19 protein-coding genes are annotated in these 19,515 nt (G+C 36.2%); 2 read left to right on the forward strand and 17 right to left on the reverse strand.

Annotation, left to right across the window (positions count from 1 at the left end; genetic code table 11):
* From nuoE to KO02_RS22410, 13 genes are all read right to left on the reverse strand, one after another.
* A complete protein-coding gene (gene nuoE / locus KO02_RS22350; RefSeq protein WP_038701815.1) occupies positions 1-519 on the reverse strand; it encodes a complex I 24 kDa subunit family protein in 519 nt (172 codons plus the stop codon).
* The gene (locus KO02_RS22355; RefSeq protein WP_200878590.1) at positions 512-1,747 is read right to left on the reverse strand and encodes an NADH-quinone oxidoreductase subunit D; all 1,236 of its coding nucleotides are present in this window, start codon (positions 1,745-1,747) and stop codon (positions 512-514) included. The genes nuoE and KO02_RS22355 overlap by 8 nt, the downstream gene beginning before the upstream one ends.
* 21 nt (positions 1,748-1,768) lie before the next feature.
* Positions 1,769-2,272 (reverse strand): NADH-quinone oxidoreductase subunit C, encoded by a 504-nt coding sequence (locus KO02_RS22360; RefSeq protein ID WP_038701816.1) that lies wholly within the window; start codon positions 2,270-2,272, stop codon positions 1,769-1,771.
* Positions 2,265-2,816, reverse strand: coding sequence for an NADH-quinone oxidoreductase subunit B (locus KO02_RS22365; RefSeq protein WP_038701817.1), 552 nt, complete (start codon positions 2,814-2,816; stop codon positions 2,265-2,267). The genes KO02_RS22360 and KO02_RS22365 overlap by 8 nt, the downstream gene beginning before the upstream one ends.
* 103 nt (positions 2,817-2,919) lie before the next feature.
* Positions 2,920-3,297 (reverse strand): NADH-quinone oxidoreductase subunit A, encoded by a 378-nt coding sequence (locus KO02_RS22370; RefSeq protein ID WP_038701818.1) that lies wholly within the window; start codon positions 3,295-3,297, stop codon positions 2,920-2,922.
* 103 nt (positions 3,298-3,400) lie between these two features.
* The gene (locus KO02_RS22375; RefSeq protein ID WP_038701819.1) at positions 3,401-5,119 is read right to left on the reverse strand and encodes a tetratricopeptide repeat protein; all 1,719 of its coding nucleotides are present in this window, start codon (positions 5,117-5,119) and stop codon (positions 3,401-3,403) included.
* A gap of 26 nt (positions 5,120-5,145) precedes the next feature.
* The gene (locus KO02_RS22380) at positions 5,146-6,081 is read right to left on the reverse strand and encodes a PstS family phosphate ABC transporter substrate-binding protein (RefSeq protein ID WP_038701820.1); all 936 of its coding nucleotides are present in this window, start codon (positions 6,079-6,081) and stop codon (positions 5,146-5,148) included.
* A 274-nt stretch (positions 6,082-6,355) separates the two neighbouring features.
* Complete coding sequence (locus tag KO02_RS22385; RefSeq protein ID WP_038701821.1) at positions 6,356-7,240, reverse strand: energy transducer TonB; 885 nt, start codon at positions 7,238-7,240, stop codon at positions 6,356-6,358.
* 36 nt (positions 7,241-7,276) lie between these two features.
* On the reverse strand, positions 7,277-7,831 hold the full coding sequence (locus KO02_RS22390) for an ExbD/TolR family protein (RefSeq protein ID WP_038701822.1): 555 nt from the start codon (positions 7,829-7,831) through the stop codon (positions 7,277-7,279).
* A 24-nt stretch (positions 7,832-7,855) separates the two neighbouring features.
* Positions 7,856-8,515, reverse strand: a complete 660-nt coding sequence (locus KO02_RS22395; RefSeq protein WP_038701823.1) for an ExbD/TolR family protein — start codon at positions 8,513-8,515, stop codon at positions 7,856-7,858.
* A gap of 98 nt (positions 8,516-8,613) precedes the next feature.
* Positions 8,614-9,444 carry a MotA/TolQ/ExbB proton channel family protein gene (locus tag KO02_RS22400; RefSeq protein WP_038701824.1) on the reverse strand — a complete coding sequence of 277 codons (831 nt, stop codon included), beginning with the start codon at positions 9,442-9,444 and terminating at the stop codon, positions 8,614-8,616.
* 467 nt (positions 9,445-9,911) lie between these two features.
* The gene (locus KO02_RS22405) at positions 9,912-10,262 is read right to left on the reverse strand and encodes a translation initiation factor (RefSeq protein ID WP_038701825.1); all 351 of its coding nucleotides are present in this window, start codon (positions 10,260-10,262) and stop codon (positions 9,912-9,914) included.
* A gap of 9 nt (positions 10,263-10,271) precedes the next feature.
* Positions 10,272-11,150, reverse strand: coding sequence for a diacylglycerol/lipid kinase family protein (locus tag KO02_RS22410; RefSeq protein ID WP_038701826.1), 879 nt, complete (start codon positions 11,148-11,150; stop codon positions 10,272-10,274).
* 309 nt (positions 11,151-11,459) lie between these two features.
* Between KO02_RS22410 and metK the strand changes: the two genes are divergently transcribed.
* The gene (metK, locus tag KO02_RS22415) at positions 11,460-12,713 is read left to right on the forward strand and encodes a methionine adenosyltransferase (protein ID WP_038701827.1); all 1,254 of its coding nucleotides are present in this window, start codon (positions 11,460-11,462) and stop codon (positions 12,711-12,713) included.
* Between the two features lie 65 nt (positions 12,714-12,778).
* Here the strand turns inward: metK and fabD are convergent, their stop codons facing one another.
* From fabD to KO02_RS22435, 4 genes are all read right to left on the reverse strand, one after another.
* Positions 12,779-13,669, reverse strand: coding sequence for an ACP S-malonyltransferase (gene fabD / locus KO02_RS22420; RefSeq protein ID WP_038701828.1), 891 nt, complete (start codon positions 13,667-13,669; stop codon positions 12,779-12,781).
* Between the two features lie 140 nt (positions 13,670-13,809).
* On the reverse strand, positions 13,810-15,039 hold the full coding sequence (locus tag KO02_RS22425) for a M16 family metallopeptidase (protein WP_038701829.1): 1,230 nt from the start codon (positions 15,037-15,039) through the stop codon (positions 13,810-13,812).
* A 20-nt stretch (positions 15,040-15,059) separates the two neighbouring features.
* Positions 15,060-15,512 carry a GNAT family N-acetyltransferase gene (locus KO02_RS22430; protein WP_038701830.1) on the reverse strand — a complete coding sequence of 151 codons (453 nt, stop codon included), beginning with the start codon at positions 15,510-15,512 and terminating at the stop codon, positions 15,060-15,062.
* A gap of 153 nt (positions 15,513-15,665) precedes the next feature.
* Positions 15,666-18,476, reverse strand: coding sequence for an outer membrane beta-barrel protein (locus tag KO02_RS22435; protein ID WP_038701832.1), 2,811 nt, complete (start codon positions 18,474-18,476; stop codon positions 15,666-15,668).
* A gap of 421 nt (positions 18,477-18,897) precedes the next feature.
* On the opposite strand from KO02_RS22435, the gene KO02_RS22440 reads away from it, so the two are divergent.
* Entirely contained in the window at positions 18,898-19,494 is a 597-nt protein-coding gene (locus KO02_RS22440; protein WP_038701834.1) for a ribonuclease HII, read from the forward strand.
* Positions 19,495-19,515: the final 21 nt, after the last annotated feature.

Raw genomic sequence — 19,515 nt, forward strand, 5'->3', positions numbered from 1 at the left:
TTAAATCGTTTTTGAGCTTAAATCATCTATTAATTGGTCGACACTATCTGCTGTCAAATTCTCATAAAAAGTATACGCTGGACCTATCTGTAGCACGGGGCCATAGCCGCAAGCAGCGAGGCACTCCACACCTCTCCAAGAGAATAAACCGTCTGGTGTAACTTCACCTTCTTTAACACCTAGTTTATGCTCAAGATGTGCCATGATTCCCTCGGCACCTACCAAACAGCAGGGACCTGTACGACATACTTCCAGCACATATTTACCTTGTGGCTGCAAGAGGTACATCGTGTAAAAAGTAGCAACCTCAAATACTTCTATAGGCTCAATACTTAAATAATAAGCCACTTTATTCATCGCGTCGGGACTTAACCAACCGAATTCAGCTTGCACCAAATGCAGTATAGGTAACAATGCTGATTTCTGCCTTCCTTCTGGAAAACGTCCGACTATATCAGCAAATTGATTTAGCAATGTTGAAGAAAATTCAACAACTTCATTGTTTTTGACACTAAGCATCTAATTCTCCTGCAATAACGTTAAGACTACTCATATTTAGTATAGCATCCGACAGCAACATTCCTGCACTCATCGGAGCAAACATTTGATAATTTATAAAGGACGGTCTCCTAAAGTGTAAACGATAAGGAGTGCGTCCTCCATCGTGAACCAAGTAAAACCCCAACTCTCCATTGGCTCCTTCCACTGCATGGTAAACTTCTGCCTTAGGCGTATCGACTTCTCCCATCACAATTTTAAAATGATAGATCAGCGCCTCCATATTCGTATAAACCTGTTCTTTTGGAGGTAAGTAGAATTCTGGTACATCGGCATGGAAAATACCCTTGGGTTCTTTTTCTATTTTTTCCAATGCTTGTTCTATAATCCGTAAGGATTGCCACATTTCTTCATTACGCACCATGTAGCGATCATATACATCACCTTTCGTTCCTACTGGAACGTCGAAATCAAACTCTTCATAAGAGCAGTAAGGATTTTGTACCCGAACATCATAATCAATACCTGTCGCCCGTAAAATTGGGCCTGACCAACTATAATCTATTGCCTCTTCCGGTGTAACTGCAGCAATGCCCGAAGTACGCTCTATAAAAATGCGATTACGATCAAACAACTCCGTAAACTCGGTCAGAACTGGTGGGAATCTTTTCAAAAATTCAGCAATTTTTGCAAAAGCAATGTCATTAAAATCTCTTTCAAAGCCCCCTATTCGACCAATATTAGTGGTTAAACGTGCACCACATATCTCTTCAAAAATCTCATAGATAAACTCCCGCTCTTGCATCAAATATAAGAAACCGGAGAATGCACCTGTATCAACACCAAGAATACCGTTGCAGATAATATGATCTGCGATCCGAGCCAATTCCATCACGATTACACGCATGTACTGTACCCGTTTTGGAATCTCTATTTTCAAAAGCTTCTCCACGGTCATGTGCCAACCCATATTATTGATGGGAGCTGAACAATAATTCAATCGATCCGTTAGCGGTGTTATTTGATAGAAGGGTCTATGCTCTGCAATTTTTTCAAAAGCTCGATGAATATAACCGATTGTTGAAACCCCACTCACGATACGTTCTCCATCAATTTGAACCACATTTTGAAACACACCATGTGTTGCAGGATGTGTTGGTCCAATATTTAAGGTGATCAACTCATCTTGTGGGTCATTATCGTCGTATACAGGTTTATTGGGAGATATATTGCTAATAAAATCGTTCATAACTGGTTTACTTTTTTAGTTTTAACGTCCAAAATAAAGATCTTTTTTGTCGACCCTATTGGGGTCTTCTAAAGGATACTCTTTCCGCATCGGGTAGACTTCCATATCGTCCACATTTAAAATGCGTCTCAAATCTGGATGACCTAAAAAACGAATCCCATAAAAATCATATGTTTCCCGCTCCATCCAATTGGCTCCTTTCCAAATGGTAGTTGCTGTTGGAATCTCTGGATCAACCCCAGCAACCTGAACCTTGACGCGAATACGTATATTATGAACCAAACTATGCACATGATAGACGATTTCAAAAGCCTTTACTTGTAGGGGATAATGAACCGCCGTAATATCTGTCAAATGAATAAATCTTAAATCCTCATCTTGTTTTAAAAAAATTAGAACAGCTGTAATGGCTTCCACTTCAACATGAATCGTTAACAGATCATATCCGTCTGCAACCTGTGAAACATCACTTCCAAATTTAGTTGCCAATTTTTCCCACAAAGAGGTGTTTTCTAACTTATCCATAAGTTTCTATTCCATATTTTTCTAATAACGCGCGATATTCAGGCGTGTTTCTTCTATTTAAGGATTCATTCTTTACAATATCTTGCAAACGTAAAACCCCGTCTAATATCGCTTCTGGTCTTGGCGGGCAACCTGGTACATATACATCTACGGGGATTATTTCGTCTATTCCCTGTAAAACAGAATAAGTATCGAAAATACCGCCACTAGATGCACAGGCGCCAACTGCTATTACCCAGCGTGGTTCGGCCATTTGTATATATACTTGCTTTAAGACTGGAGCCATTTTTTTTGCGATAGTGCCCATAACCAACAACATATCTGCTTGACGAGGAGAGAAACTCGGACGCTCAGCACCAAAACGGGCCAAATCGTAAGTTGAACCCATCGTAGCCATAAACTCGATCCCACAACAAGAAGTTGCAAAAGGTAATGGCCATAAAGAATTTGAACGCGCCAAACCAATCACTTTATCTAAACTCGTGGCAAAAAAACCAGCGCCCTCTACACCCGCGGGTGCTTTGGCCAACTTAATGTCGCTCATGGAAAATATAATTTAAAGTGGTTTATAGTTGCGTGCCTTCGCACATATCAAAACTAACATTTTCTTGGTAAATACCAAGCATTTAGCATAATTTAGAACAATTCTAATCCCAGTTTAATGCCTTCTTTTTAATCCCGTAGATAAAGCCCAAAAGCAACATCCCCATGAAGAGAAACATTTGAATTAAGCCTTCAAAACCAAATTCTCGAAAATTTACAGCCCAAGGATACATGAATATAACCTCTACATCAAAAATCACAAAGAGAATCGCAACAAGAAAATATTTGATTGAAAATGGCTGCCTGGCATTACCGATAACTTCGATACCAGACTCGAATGAACTCAATTTATTTTCTGTCCTAACTTTGGGTCCAATTAAATGCGTAATGATGATTGTGCCGATACCGAATCCAGCAGCAACAATGAATTGAAATAAAATTGGCAAATAGTCAATAGGTGCACTAGCACTAACTTGCTCCATATCAAAATGTTTATATTGGTAAAACCTAAATTTAGCAAAAAATCAGGTAAAAACAAAAAAGGGGGAAACAAATGTTTCCCCCTTTTTGTAAAAATTAACAAGCTTATTTTAAAGCATCCAAATAAGTGATAGCACTTTCATTTTCAGGATCTAATTTTAATACTTCTTGAAAACTAGCTTTTGCCTTTGCTACATCATTTTTGAAGTAGTGGTAAAAACCGATATAAGTGTTAGCATCTACTAAATATGCTTTATTCTTTTCTTGTGTACCTCTTTCATTGATTGTTACGATCAACTTCTCGAAAGGAGCTACGAAATCGCCTTTAGGTTCAACTAAATTATCAGCCGTCAAAGAAGCAAATGCTTTGTAATAAAGAGCTGAAACCAAGTATTTATCCAATACTTCTGGTTTAGTTGCATTTTCGATAACACTCAAATCTGCTTGTGCTTTCACCAAGTTAGCAATTGCCTCATCACGTAATGCTTGATTGATCACATTACCTTCTTCATCTTTACTCTCTTGATCTTTTTTGAAACCGATTTGATAATTACCTTCTCCAGCATAATAGTTTGAATCAAAATAGTAATCCGTATCTGGGTATTTAGCAATGATTTCAAATAATGCTACTGCTGTAGCAGTCTCTTGATCTTGATATTTTGCAAATGCTGTTTCTGCAACCTCTGCTAATAACTCTTTATCCTGATCAATCGCTTTTTGGATAAAAACAATACCAGATTCAACTTTATTATTGGCTACATCCGATAGACCTGCATACATGTTATCCAATGGAATAACGCGTAATGTATCCATCTTCGCAAACATTTTTTCTAAATTTTCAGATGCTTTCGAATATTCTTTATTTCTAAAAGCATTGTATGCTAAATAACGATAGATTTTTGGATCTACATCTGGATTTAAAGCTAACTCTTCAGATACAGCACCTAATTCATCATACTGTCTTGCATATACTAAGAAATCTGCATAACGAATCTTTGCTTCCAAAGAATTATCACCGTTTACTTCTAAATACTTTTTATATTGCTCAACACCTTTTTTATTCAACTCAACATATTTCTCTTCAGAAGTACCCGGAGCTTTCGACCACATATTATAGGTTTCCGCAAGCTCACGATAAGTTGGAGCATAATCTGGGGACTCTGTTGTAATTGCCGTTAATTGAGCTACCGCCTCATCAAAGGCTTGAGCTCCACGAACGATAGTTGCTAGACCGATTTTAGCACGGTTTGAATTAGGGTCTAATTCGATAGCATCACTATAACTTGTATAAGCGCTACTTGCTTCTTTTAAACCTCTATACGCATCCCCTAACGCTAATGGAATCGCTGCATCCTTTGTGTTTTTAGCTTTTGCCTGCGTTAGATAATCCAATGCTTTAGCATAGTCTGGCTCTGGAGCCTTGATATAAGCACGGCCGATTTCCAACAACTCTTCATAATCTTTTTTCTTAAGATTAGCGTTTGCTGCTGAAAATTTAGACTCTGCTGCTGCCTTATCCTTTTTCAATAAATCAATATAGCCTAAACCAACATTATTGATTAAAGATTTTGGATCAGCGGCTAAACCTTGATTAAACATAATCGCAGCTGAATCGGCTTTATCGTTAACCAAATAAATTTGACCTAAATAGAAGTAATTATCACCAACTTTAGCTTGTTTACTTACTAATTGTTGCAAAATTGTTTTTGCTTTACCGTAGTTTTCTGTTTCGATAGCCGCTCTAGCATCCTTTAAACTTTGTGCACTTGCAGTGCCAACAGAACCTGCTAATAACAGACTAAATAATAATTTACTGTTTGTCATAATCTATTGTTGTACTTTTTTATATTTTATTTTAAACTATTTTCTTCTCTAAGAACTATTTCCCGTCCTGGCATCGTCGCGGGCAATAATCCCGATTTTAAAACGATTCGCTGTCCGCGATCACCCTTTAAAAATGCACTAAATCCTACGCCTAAGCCTATGTTTGGTTGATAATTCAACACATAAATGGGTCTCGAAAAAGGATAAAGGCCTAAAGACAGATTAGACTGGGATGGTTTATAAAATAAACCATCTTTCTTATCCCCTAAGGCATTTTCAACGCTCAATGTACGAATTTTATTCAATAAATTTGATTTTTTTTGAGCAAATTCCAAAATCCAATTGTATCCGACAATACCGATTGTACCTTTATTTTCACTGACATATTTAATCACTTCTTCGTTATTGTCAAGTGCTGAAATTGCTGATGGATCAATCTTTTCTACCGATAAATATTCTTTTAGAAACCGTAACGTACTGGAATTAGCATTATCAAATACAACTTTATACTTACCCTTTAAACCACCGTTTAACAATGACTTAACGTCGGAAAGTGTAATGGTAGTATCTGCATCACCAATATTATTTATTAAAGAAACAGCATCCGTTGCAATTTGATACTCTTTTGGTATAATTTGACGATTCTTAAAACTCTGTCCTTCTGCTTCGGTTAGCTTTCTGGTCAAAATAATAATGTTTGCCGTATCAGCCAATAAAGCATTGATAGCTTTAATTTCGGGCTTAGCTAATAATTCAATTGTCGCATCGGAATAGGAGCTTTGAAAAACCTCAACTTGCTCCTTAATAATAGGGTATACAGTTTCATCTACAAGGATATTAACCTTACCACGAAGAATATCTTGACTTGGAGCGTTATGCTCTTGTTTATTTTTATGATTACAACTAACTAAAATTGAAATCCCTAAAATGGAGAATAGCGTTATTTTTAAGCTGCTTTTCATATTACAATAAATAAACTGGTGAAAATATAGAAAATTGATTACTTAAAATTATTGAACCACAATCTAACAAAACGTAGAAAAGAATAGACAATAAGGACTACACCAAATAAGGTTCTATACATAGGGTTGATTTCCAAAGGGAAATCTTTCCAAAAAATAACCAATAGGCCTAACGAAAAATAGAGGCCGAACATAAATAGTCCCAAAATGGACAGAAATCGCTTTAGAGGCGATTTCTGTCTGTAATTTGTATTATTTGAATTAAGATTCGCCATTAATTATTAATGCTTAAACGAATCGGCAATGTGTAAGCCACACGTACCGGACGACCATTTTGAACTCCTGGTCTCCATTTCTTCGCTTTTTTCAATAATCTAACAGCTGCATCTCCTGCGCCGTATTTAAGATCTCGTTTAACACTTATATCTGTTAACTGACCATCTTTTTCGACTACAAAAGAAACTTCTACTACACCGTTGATTCCATTTTCCAATGCAGCAGCTGGATACTCATAAGTAGCACCTACCCATTTCATAAATGCTGCCATCCCTCCAGGAGGTTCAGGTTGCACTTCTACCGAGGTAAAAGAAATCAATCCATCAGGATCACCATTTGGATCTCCTTTAGCAACACCAGTGATAGCACCATCTTGCTTTTTCGTTCCAAATTCACCTCTTGCTACTGAAGAACCTGCTGCACTACCCTTTAAAGTAATACGCGCTGGAGTTTTTTTATCATCCTTGAATTCGTCTTGAGCAGCAACTTCTTCTTTCACTTGAGCTGCTGGCGCTACTTTAGGCTCTGGAAAACGTACCAAATCTTCTTTTGGTATATCCATTGCTACCTGTTGAGGCTTTTCTTCCTCAATCGGAAGAGGTTCTTCTTCTTCTGGCTCAGGTGGTTTAATCTCCTCCAAATCCTCTAGAGTCACTTCAGTAATAACTGGAGCGGCTTCAATAGGTTTATCAGGAAATAGGCTACCTCCGAATAATCTAAGAAGACTCAATAGTACTACGGCAACTACAACTGCCAACAAACCAATGTTGGTAGCCTTAGGAGCAAGTTTACGAAGCTCATAAGCTCCATACTCCTTGTTTCTGCCTTGAAATACTACATCAAGCCATTCCTTTTTAAAAATATCTAATTTTGACCCAATCATATTTCTATAGTTTTCGCGATTTCTATAATAACTAACTTAGTCATTATAAATATTATCACGTTTTAAAACATCTATTTCTTCAGGACTGATTTTCGCAATCATATAGCGTTTAATATCTACAATCTTCATCTCGTCAAGAATATCAACAAGATCTTTCTGCGTAGACATATCACTAGGCCTGATAATTACGATTACATCTTTTCCGCCTGCAACACGAGGAACATAAGCTTTTTTCTCAATCAAAGCTTTACGTATTCCAGCTGCGCCGAACCCTGTAACCGTAGGACCTTCTATTGGTGCATTTATTTGTCCATAATACCAAGAAACTTTGTTGTCAGACCCTAATAAAATTGTTACTGAACGATTATCTGCAGTTAATATATCAGACTGTTCATCTTTAATTTTATTTTTATCAGGCCAAGCAACGTCCATTGCTTGTGGTTTATTTAAAGACGTAGTCAACATGAAGAAGGTAATCAATAAGAATGCTAAATCTACCATGGCTGTCAAATCGACTTTACCACCGTTTTTCTTAGCTCTTACTTTTCCGCCTTTTCCGCCCTTACCACTGTCTTGATTTAATTCTGCCATTTATTTGTTTTTATTAAATCAACATTATTTATCTTCTGCACGTAAACCAGTAATGAAACTGAATTTATTTTGCTTCTGATTACGTAATGTTTCGATTATAGCACTAATTGAAGGAAACTTCTCCGCAGCATCAGCTCTAATAGCAATTTTCAATGGTCCTGGATCAACAAAATTTTTGTTATTTTCCTTTTCCTTATTCAATTCTGCAGCAGCTAAACGTGCGGTTTGTACCCAATGGTATAATTCATTCGACAATGTTTCTGTACTATCTACAGGAACACCATTCTGAATACCTGGGGCAAGACGTTGGCTCGGCTCCATTGCCAAAACCTGCTTGATTGTTTTCATTGGTGTTCCAACATTTTCCATTAACGCAAATTGGTCATAATCTTGTTGAGAAAACTTCAAGCCGTATCGTGTCGACATTTTCTCTAAAGTCTTAACCCTAACATCCCGATCTGTTGTACCGAAGAATATTTTACCGTTGTCGCCAACCGTGATAATAGCCACGTTGGAATCTGGTAATTTATCTTTCGTTGTAGACGCTGGCGTATCAACCTCAAATGCTTCAGGTTGTTTTGCCGTTGATGTCAATACGAAGAATGTAAGAAGCAAGAATGATACGTCACACATCGCGGTCATATCAATGGATGTACTGGCTCTTTTTATTTTTGCTTTACCCATTTTAAACTTCTTTATAAATTAATTATTCAATCTCTTTAATATATGATGCAGTCGAAACTATTATTCCATAAAAAATAATTTCAAAGATCATAAAATTACTATTTGTGGTTCGCAGCGTATGTTTGTACGATTGAGAAACCAGCTTCGTCGATTGAATATGTTAATTTATCAATTTTAGCAGTCAAGATATTGTACATAACAATCGCAATTGTTGACGTACCGATACCTGTTGCTGTATTGATTAGGGCCTCAGAAATACCATTTGCTAATTTAGCTGAGTCAGGACTACCACCTGCTGCCAATGCACTGAAGGCCTTGATCATACCTGTTACTGTACCTAATAAACCTACTAATGTACCGATAGAAACTAATGTAGCGATAACGTTTAAGTTTTTCTCTAACATCGGCATTTCTAATGCTGTAGTCTCTTCGATTTCTTTTTGAATTGCAATTGTTGCTTTCTCTGTATCAACAGCGGTATCAACAGAAACTTCTTTGTATTTCACTAAACCAGCTTTGATAACGTTTGCAACAGAACCTTTTTGTTTGTCACACTCAGCAATAGCTGAATCCAAATTACCACCGTTAATTAATACTTGTACTTTTCTTACGAAATTACCAACATTTCCTGTTCCAGAAGCTTTTCCAATTACGATGAAACGCTCAATAGAGAACACCCATACCATTAAGAATAAGCCTATTAAAACCGGCACTACAGCACCTGCGTGATAAACCATACCCATATAGTTACCTGGTAAAGGTTGGTTCTCTGGATTACCTTCAATAAAGTTTGAAGGACTACCCATCACAAATTTCCATAATAGGTAACCGAGAATGAAACAAATGATAATTGCAGCTTGTGCAAAGAAAGAACCTGAATTATTGCTCTCTTGTTTTGCAGCAGGACTTGTTTTAGGTGCGTTTGCCATTTTTCTAATTTTTTAGTTTTTTACTGTTGTTAAATATAATATGTTTTTTTTAATTATATGCTTTTGTAATGGTATCGTTTTAAAATTTGTCAAGCAAATATAGTCTTTTATGCTATATTTAAAATGTTAAAGCGAAATATATTAGAAATATAAAAGATAGTTCATATTCTCTTTACAATCTCTTAATATTCAGTTATCACCTCAGCGGTTCCGACTTTTTTTAGCAATACTGTCATGCTCCTTTCAGAACAAAGCAATAAATATTTTACAATGAAAACCATTTTTTTTTTGATATGCAAGAAAACGAACGATTTAATTGCAAATTCAAGTAACCGCTCACTCACCTCTACCTATATCAAACAAACCAATTCTTCAAAGTTTAAACAATGATTATCGATTAATCTTCAACCATTTACAATAGACTCAGCTGCCAGATAAAACGAATTTTAGCTTAAAATATGCCAATACTATCCTCCAACCAATTTCACTTTGTATCCTTCGGAAAGTAACAAGTCGGCTATTTTTTGTTTAAAGTCTCCTTGAATTATAATCTCTGCATCCTTAGCACTTCCTCCTACCCCACACTTTTGCTTTAGTAATTTTCCTAAGGCTTCCAGATCTTCCTGTTTACCTTTATAACCGGTAACTAACGTCACAATCTTCCCTTTCCGCATTTTACGATCCAACTGAACTTTAAGTTGCTGCTGTTGATTAGGAAGTGTCTCCAGGTTTTCAATTTCGTCTGAAAACTGATATTCAAAACTACTATCAGTTGAATATACAACGCCCTCAAACTGCTGTTTCTTACTTTTAGTCATAACTTTAATTTAACAAATAACTTTTAATGCCTTTGGAATAATTCCAATATCGAGACAATCCCCTAAGTCAACTGGCTCACCATCAATATGAACAATCGAATTTTCTACCGCTTCTATTCTAATATTTTTTCCTGGTATTATCTCCACATAATCCGACTGATCTGCCGATTTATTAAAGAGATGAAATAACATTTTAGGCAAAATATAAAGCGGAAATTGATGCACAATACACACATCTAAAATCCCGTCATTAACGGATGCCTGAGGAGCAATATATGCGTTATTACCATATTGCGGAGAATTTGCTACAGAAATCATAAATGCCTTACGCTCATACTCCTTACCATCTATCCAAAGTTTATAATCGCTAGGTTTATATTTACTTAATACGTTTATTGCTGATTTCAAATAGCCCAAAGGGCCGCGTATATTTTCATTGGCAAAATTTTCGCTTACTGAGGCATCAAAGCCTAATCCGGCGATATTAAAAAATTTTCTATCGTTAATCGTACCGCAATCAACCTCTACAAATTCAAATCGATTGATTCTGCGAATAGCTGCCGTCTCATTTAGAGGAATACCTAAATATAACGCAAGCCCATTACCCGAACCTTCCGGAACAATCCCTAAAGGGATACCACTTTCCGCTAAAGCAGAGCCAAGCTCATTTATTGTACCGTCCCCCCCAACTGCAATTACTGCATCATACTTTTCCTTGACAGCGCGCAAACCAATTTCATAAGCATGATTTGCATATGAAGTTTCCTGAAAAGTAGGATCAAACTTCTGCATATCAAGCACATCCAAAACCTGTTTCTTGAAGGATGTTTTACTCTTCCCTCCAGAAATAGGATTGATAACAAACAGTATCTGTCTACGTTCTCCCATAGACCAAATATACAGTAATTCACTAATTTCTTAAAACAATGTCAAAATTCTTAAAGATGTCTTGTCTTCCTCGGTAATTTTAAAACAATTGTGCAAGAAATCTTTAATCTTAACAGAAAGTATTGTAGTTTTGTATCGACAATAAAAAATGTGGACTGATTTGCGTAGTTTATTCTGAATGAGAATATAACAGGAGATTGCAACCACAGTAAAAAAGTGCTAAAACCATCATATAGCTAGGCTATTTAGCACTTTTCTATTGTAGCATCCTCTCCACCGCAAATCCTTTATAATATTAAAAAAGGTAATATGGCTTACTTATTTACGTCCGAATCTGTTTCAGAAGGACATCCAGACAAAATTGCTGATCAAATTTCAGATGCATTGATTGACAATTTTTTAGCTTGGGACGAAGATGCGCGTGTCGCAATCGAAACTTTAGTGACAACTGGACAAGTTGTACTGGCGGGAGAAGTGAAATCAAAAATATATCTAGACGTCCAGAAAATCACACGATCTGTAATTGAAAGAATTGGTTATACCAAATCAGAATATATGTTTGAAGCGAACTCGTGTGGTGTATTATCTGCAATTCATGAGCAATCAGCAGATATTAACCAGGGTGTGGATCGCAAATCTAAACAAGACCAAGGAGCAGGCGATCAAGGGATTATGTTTGGTTATGCAAGTAATGAAACCGATAACTACATGCCTCTAGCATTAGATTTATCACATCGTTTGCTATTTGAGCTAGCGGCATTACGTCGTGAGAACAAGGAAATCACCTATTTACGTCCCGACGCTAAATCTCAAGTAACACTAGAATATACAGAAGATCATAAACCGTCTCGAATCGATACTATTGTAATCTCTACGCAGCATGACGATTTCTCTACAGAAGAAGAAATGCGTGAAAGAATTACAGCTGACATCAAAAACATCTTAATACCAAGGGTTAAAGCACAATTGAAACCTGAGCTTCAAGATTTGTTTAATGATGAAATCAAATTTCATATCAACCCAACAGGTAAATTCGTTATTGGTGGGCCTCACGGTGATACAGGCTTAACTGGACGGAAAATCATTGTTGATACCTATGGTGGTAAGGGTGCACATGGTGGTGGAGCTTTCTCCGGAAAAGACCCATCAAAAGTAGACCGTTCTGCAGCTTATGCGACACGTCATATTGCTAAAAATTTAGTTGCAGCTGGTATTGCGGATGAAATTTTAGTTCAGATTTCATATGCAATAGGTGTAAAAGATCCAATGGGAATTTATGTTAACACTTATGGAACGAGCAAATTAGCTATTGATGATAGCCAGATCGCTTCTAAAATATCTGAAATATTTGACATGACTCCTTATGGTATCGAAACAAGGTTAGGCCTTAGAAACCCTATCTATTCTGAAACCGCAGCTTATGGTCATATGGGAAGAACTCCTAAAAAAGTAATCAAAGAATTTGAAAACTCTAATGGTGAGAAAAAAGTAGTTGAAGTTGAACTATTTACATGGGAAAAACTTGATTATATTGATAAAATAAAGACCGCATTCGGTCTATAAAAAATAAAAAAGGAGGTCAGCGTTGACCTCCTTTTTTGTAAATATTCTATTTGTTCCTACATTCCTTATTCAGCAATACTAGCTGCAGAAGTCTGTACTTGGCGATTTACCTTCTTCACCAACCCTTGTAATACATTACCTGGGCCGACTTCGACAAATGCCTCTGCACCGTCTGCAAGTATGTTTTGAACGGTTTGGGTCCATCTCACAGCACCTGTTAACTGAGCAATTAAATTCTTCTTAATTGTTTCGGCATCACGATATGGTTTCGCATCTACATTTTGATAGATCGGGCAGGTAGGTACTTTTATTTCAACTGCTTCAATAGCAGCCTGCAATTCAATCTTAGCAGGTTCCATCAATGGGGAATGGAATGCACCACCTACATTTAATTTTAAAGCACGTTTAGCTCCAGCCTCTGTCAATAGTGCACAAGCCTTATCCACACCGGCAATAGATCCAGAAATCACCAACTGACCAGGGCAATTGTAATTTGCTGCTACAACGACATCATCTACCTGGGCACAAATTTCTTCTACCACACGATCTTCTAACCCTAAAATAGCGGCCATAGTAGAAGGCTCTAATTCACATGCTTTTTGCATAGCATTTGCACGTTGTGCCACTAATTTCAAGCCATCTTCAAACGATAAAGCACCAGCAGAAACTAATGCCGAAAACTCCCCTAAAGAGTGTCCTGCGACCATGTCTGGTTTGAATTGTTCACCTAAAGCTTTCGCTAAAATCACAGAATGTAAAAATATCGCGGGTTGTGTAACGTTCGTTTGTTTCAATTGTTCATCCGTTCCCGTAAACATGATATCTGTAATACGAAATCCCAATATATCATTTGCTTTTTTAAATAAAGCTTTAGTTTCTTCATTCAGATTATAGAGGTCTTGACCCATTCCAACGAATTGGGCTCCTTGACCAGGAAATACATATGCTATTTTCATATTTAAAATTATCTATTCTAATGCACAAACTTATATAAATTGTATTTTATATACAAAACATTGCGTTGAATATAAAATCTATGAGTGCCTCTTTACGCTTTAAAGAACCTCTCCATATATCCGGATTCTAACCTCTAAATTTAATCCTCAGGAACAAAACTTAAGGATGTCATACGAGACGGATCAAAAATATCTCTTGAAATCTGCAATAAATCAGGTGCCGAGATTATTTTTATTTTCTCTATTATCACATCCAATTCAATAATATGATTATAATCCATCACATTCTTTGCTGCGGCAATAATCATACTCATTCTATTTTCTTCTGAAAGTGCAATCTGTCCAATGAATTTACGTTTTGCTTTTTGCAACGTCCCTGCAGTCATTTCTTTTTCGCACAGCTTGTTTAGCTCTTTAAAAACTAATTTCTTCGCCTTCTCTATCTTTTCTTCATCGGTGCCTAGATAGATACTAAATAATCCCGAATCCGAGAACATGCTATAATTAGATTCAATTGTATAGGCTATCCCATGCTTTTCTCGAATAGAAAGATTTAATATAGAACTCATGCCCATCCCGCCCAACATATTATTCAGCAATAAAAGTCCGGTCTTACGTTCGTCAAGATAGCTATACGCGTGAGCTCCTAACATATAGTGTACTTGATTGATTGGTTTTGGAGTTTCTACGTGCATGACTTCAATCGGAGCTACATCATTCCTTACTCTAGAAATTTTATTTTCAGCAACTGAAGCGAAGATTTTATTCGCAAGGCGTTCAACCTGCTTAAGGGTATAATTACCTGTAATTGAAATGACGATTTCATTGGTGTCATAATTTGACTGGATAAAATCATGAATATCATTTTTTGTAAGGGCCAATAATTGTTCTTCTAAACCTAAGATATTATGTCCCAAACCAGACCCTTTGAATAAAAGATCTTCGAAATCATCCACGATCGACTCTTCGGGACTATCCAAATAAGAAGCCATTTCATCAACAATAACAGACTTCTCTTTGTCAAGCTCTTCTTCCGGAAAAGTAGAGTGGAAAAAAATGTCTTCAAATAAATCTAAAGCTTTGTCTAAATATGGCGTCAAAAAAGAGGCATGCACACAGGTATATTCCTTTGTTGTATAAGCATTAAGATCTCCACCAACGGCTTCCAAATGATTTAATATCTGATTCGTACTTCGACGCTCTGTTTTTTTAAAAAGTAAGTGTTCGATAAAATGTGCAACTCCAAACTTACCTTCCTCTTCATCTCTAGAACCTGCGTTAATTAAAATGCAGGCATGTGTAATTGGCAAATTTTGCGGTTGAAAAACCACACGTATACCATTGGATAGACGTATTATTTCGTATTCCATATTTTAATTGGGAAATTCTTTTAATTATTTTTAATGCTATAACGCATTATATTTCTGGGATGAAAATCAAAACCTTGATTTTCATATAACTTTTGTGCAGGCAAATTATGAGGCTCGACTTCTAATAAGACTAACTTACACCCTACTTCTTGTACATATTCTTTAATAAATTGAACCGCTTTCTTCCCTAGCCCCTTACCTCTAGCATCAGCGCTGATGTATAATTCATCTAATAGGGCTACTCTTCCTTTAAATTCAAAGCTAAAGAAATAAACAACAATAATATAGCCGAGTACTAGATCATTTTCTTTGATCAACCACGATTGTCCCAAATTTTCATCTTTAAGGAATACTTCAAAATTTTCACGACTAACAACAGGGTCAATATCATATCCGTCAATCGCATAAAAATCTTGCATCATCGCAACAATTGTATCTATATTATTATGTGTTAATTTTTCAAATGTGAGCATAAGGGATTTTTTTAATCACAAAAATAAGTAATTAAACATAGTGATAATCAAAACCGTTAAAAAAATGACGCTGATGAGATACTAAAAAAACAAGCGGTTCTGGTGATGTACCAGAACCGCTTGTTCATTCGTTTCAAAAAACGAATAATTCTACTACATACGAGGTGGGCGCATTCCTCCATGAGAACGATTATCATTTGATGGGGAACCTAAAGCAAATTTTTCAAATCGATAGGTAAATGTCAGCATAAAGTACCGCCCCAAGCGATTGGTACGACTATCAGCAATTAAAGACTCATTTAAGGTTCTTGTGATATTAGTCTGTTGGTTCAATAAATCGAAAGCCTGCAAACGCAATGTCGCTCGATTGTCTTTTAAAAATTTTTGTTCAACGTAGGTATTAATAATAAATGGATTCGAGTTTACAGCATACCCATTATTAAATGTTTTTGAAATATCAGCCCCATAAATTAAGGAAGAAGTAATATTTACGGACCCAATTAACGTCGGAGTCCATGAAGATACACTGGTAGCGATGCCCGTCAATGAATTTTTTGTGTAATCATAGACATAACGTATACCGGGATTTATTTCTAACTTTTCTGTCGGGTTGTATCGGAACATCACACCTTGATTAAACACCCAATTATTAGAATAATTTTTATCACCAAATAGCGCTAATGAATCTTCGGAAATATAACTGATATTTTTATTATAGCGAATACCTCCCATAAACATTAAATTATATGTTTTTTCTTTAAAAGATCTACCGTAATGATAGAATGAATTAAAACCATAGGTTGCATCTTCAGTCTCATTTAAATAATACGTATCTTGAATCATCCCAATCCCCTGTCTAAGGTATCGTTTTCTAAAGGTAACAATCTTGTCATTTGTTAAGTTAGCATTCAACATGGCAAAAAATGTTTTCCCTTTTTGAAAATCACCATTCCTATAGCGCACATTCATTTGATGTGTGAATTCAGGCACCAAATCAGCATTCCCAATGATAGAGCTTGTTTCATAGGTACTTATGTCAAAAGGCAATATTTGAGAAACCGTAGGTTCGGTGGAAGTACCTGAATAATTTAAAGTCAGATTACTTTGACGCGAAAATTTGTATTCAAATCGAGCAATAGGCATTATATTAAATGAATTTCGATGTATAGGCTCATGAATAGCAGAACTATACGCGTCACCCCTTAACTGAGAAGGTTGCACTGCTGCTCCAACAGAATATTTTATTTTGTCATTATTGAATGCATAATTTGCACCCATCCGATGTGTCGTAAATGAATAGTCGTAGTCATAATCGAAGTTTAATTTAGGCTTGTTTAATATCAAGTCTCCAAATTCATCAAACGTCGACTGTAAATTCGTATTATCATACGTATTTTTATTAAAATCATAGGTTAATTCGATTTTCCCATATGTACTGACAGGCTCAGTAAAATTAACCGATGCACCACCATTCCAACTTTTGTTATTTGCTTCTTGAAGTGCCTGCTGGTACAATGAATCCATTGAGGCTGTAGGATCCGTCTCATCAGCTGTCAATCGATCGAGTATATTTTCCTGATCCTTTTTAGTAGATGAGCTATTGAGATTCATGTTAAAAAATATATTTCGGCCGCGATCATTTAGCTTCCTGTTATAAAGACCGCTGATACCAAACCTTGGAGCGGTAGACATAGATGAAATTCGCTCATCCTCAGAATAATTAAAAACTTCACCAAAATAGGTTGACGACTGCGATAAACTATTAATCTCTCTCTTGTCATAACCAATCTGAGGCGTTATCTTGATATAATCATTGACAGATGGTTTCCATTCAATATTTGACTCAAATCGATGACTACCAGTGATTGTATTTGAATTAGCATTAATTTTATCGATTTGGTTACCACTTTTTAGGATATATTCGTTAATCGTTTGGGAAATTGTATTATTGTCATCATGACCATAGCTATAGCTTCCGTATACCGTTAGTTTATCATTGAAATCGCGACGAAAATTGACTCCAATTGACCCCGTATTGGTTAGACCGGTAGTATTGCCTCCAAATCCACCGCGTCGTCCACCGCCACCTTGTTGACGACGGGCACCACCGCCACTTGTACTAAAATCAAACAAAGGTGCATTGATATTATTCATATTTCCCAATACGGACAACATTGCCCCTTCTTTCATACCGGTCCACATTCCTGTCGCCTGATAGCGGTCCTCTGTACCATAACCCGCTCGTAAAGTTGCAATTTGACCTTTATTATATTTGGGGTCAATTTCAATATTTAGCACTTTTTCAGACTCACCATTCTTATTACCGGTGATATTTGCCATATCCCCGTAATCATCTACAATTTGCATTTTCTCAATAATATTGGCGGGCAAATTTTGTGTCGCTGTTTTAACATCTCCTCCAAAAAAATCTTTTCCATTAATACGGACACGCTTTACAGATTCTCCCTGAGCGGTTACATTTCCGTCTTTATCGACTTCAACACCTTGAAGTTTCTTTAAAGCATCTTCTGCTACAGATCCATCTCGAAGTTTTAAGTCCTTCATCGTGTATTCTACAGTATCACCTTTAACTACTACAGTCGGCACTCCATTTATAACGACTTCTTCCAATAATTCTGACGATGGCTTCAAAGTAAAACTTGGAATAATGTATTTCGTTTCTCCAGCTGGAAAAGTAAATTCTTGTTCAAATCTTTCAAAGCCCAAATTCGATACTGAAATTTTAAACGTTGTGCCTTTAACGTTTTCAAAAATGAAAATACCAGCAATTGACGAACTCGTAAGCATAGAATCCTGATCCGATATTAATTTAACTGACGCTCCTGCCACGACACGGACTTTATCATCTTTCAACATCCCTTGAACAGATTTCATTTGTGCCTGAGCTCCCAAGCTCAATAACATGCTCCAAAATAATAGTAAGGCTACCCTCATTATATTCATTTTTTTGTGTTTATCGGTTTCTTATTCGGGCAATGCCCGTTATTCCAAGTCATACTCCTCTTCGAGGGCAAGACATATTGAATGTTGTTCGACTCTAGATCCTACAGTTAGTTTAAAAGATCCAATACCCCTAACAAAGGTGTTACAAACAGCCTATCCTAAGTTGGAATTAAAATAACCTTACAAAAAAAGAGAATAGTATTGTTAATAAACGTAAATACTAAAATTTAACATAATAGTTACAATAAATCATGTTTAAACCAACATATAACATGACCTTAGAAACTAAAAAATCTACTTTATCAAATACTATCTCAAAGTTTTCTTCGTATACAATGGGAAATATGAAATACCTACATATTAATCAGGAGGGTATCGTTATTCATAATATATTGTATTTTTGCTGCTTAAATTTATTAATATGCTATTATCGTACTTTCAAGATGAGCTCATAGAGGCTGGATGTGATGAAGCGGGAAGAGGTTGCCTTGCTGGGCCAGTTTTTGCTGCTGCAGTGATTTTCCCTAAAGACTATCATCACGAAGTATTAAATGATTCGAAGCAGCTAAGTGCAAAAAAAAGAATGCAATTGCGTCATATTATTGAAAAAGAAGCTATTGCTTATGCGGTAGCTAGCGTTTCTGCAGAAGAAATTGATAGAATCAACATTCACAAGGCTTCTTATGTAGCGATGCACCGTGCATTGGATCAATTAAAAATAAAGGCCGAATATATTTTAGTAGATGGTAATAAGTTTATTCCTTATCAGGAAATTCCTCATAATTGTATTGTAAAAGGTGATGGAAAATATTTGTCCATTGCTGCAGCTTCAATATTAGCAAAGACTTATCGCGATGATTATATGGATAACATAGCCCAGGACTACCCCGATTACGATTGGCTAAATAATAAAGGCTACCCCACGGTAAAGCATAGAAGTGCCGTCCTATTACGAGGTATAACACCTCATCATAGAAAAACCTTTAAAATAACTGACCCACAGCTCAAGTTATTTTAAAGGTTTTACGAAAAATTTTAT

Origin of the sequence: Sphingobacterium sp. ML3W, from assembly GCF_000747525.1 — a bacterium.
In the GTDB taxonomy this organism is placed as follows: Bacteria; Bacteroidota; Bacteroidia; order Sphingobacteriales; family Sphingobacteriaceae; genus Sphingobacterium.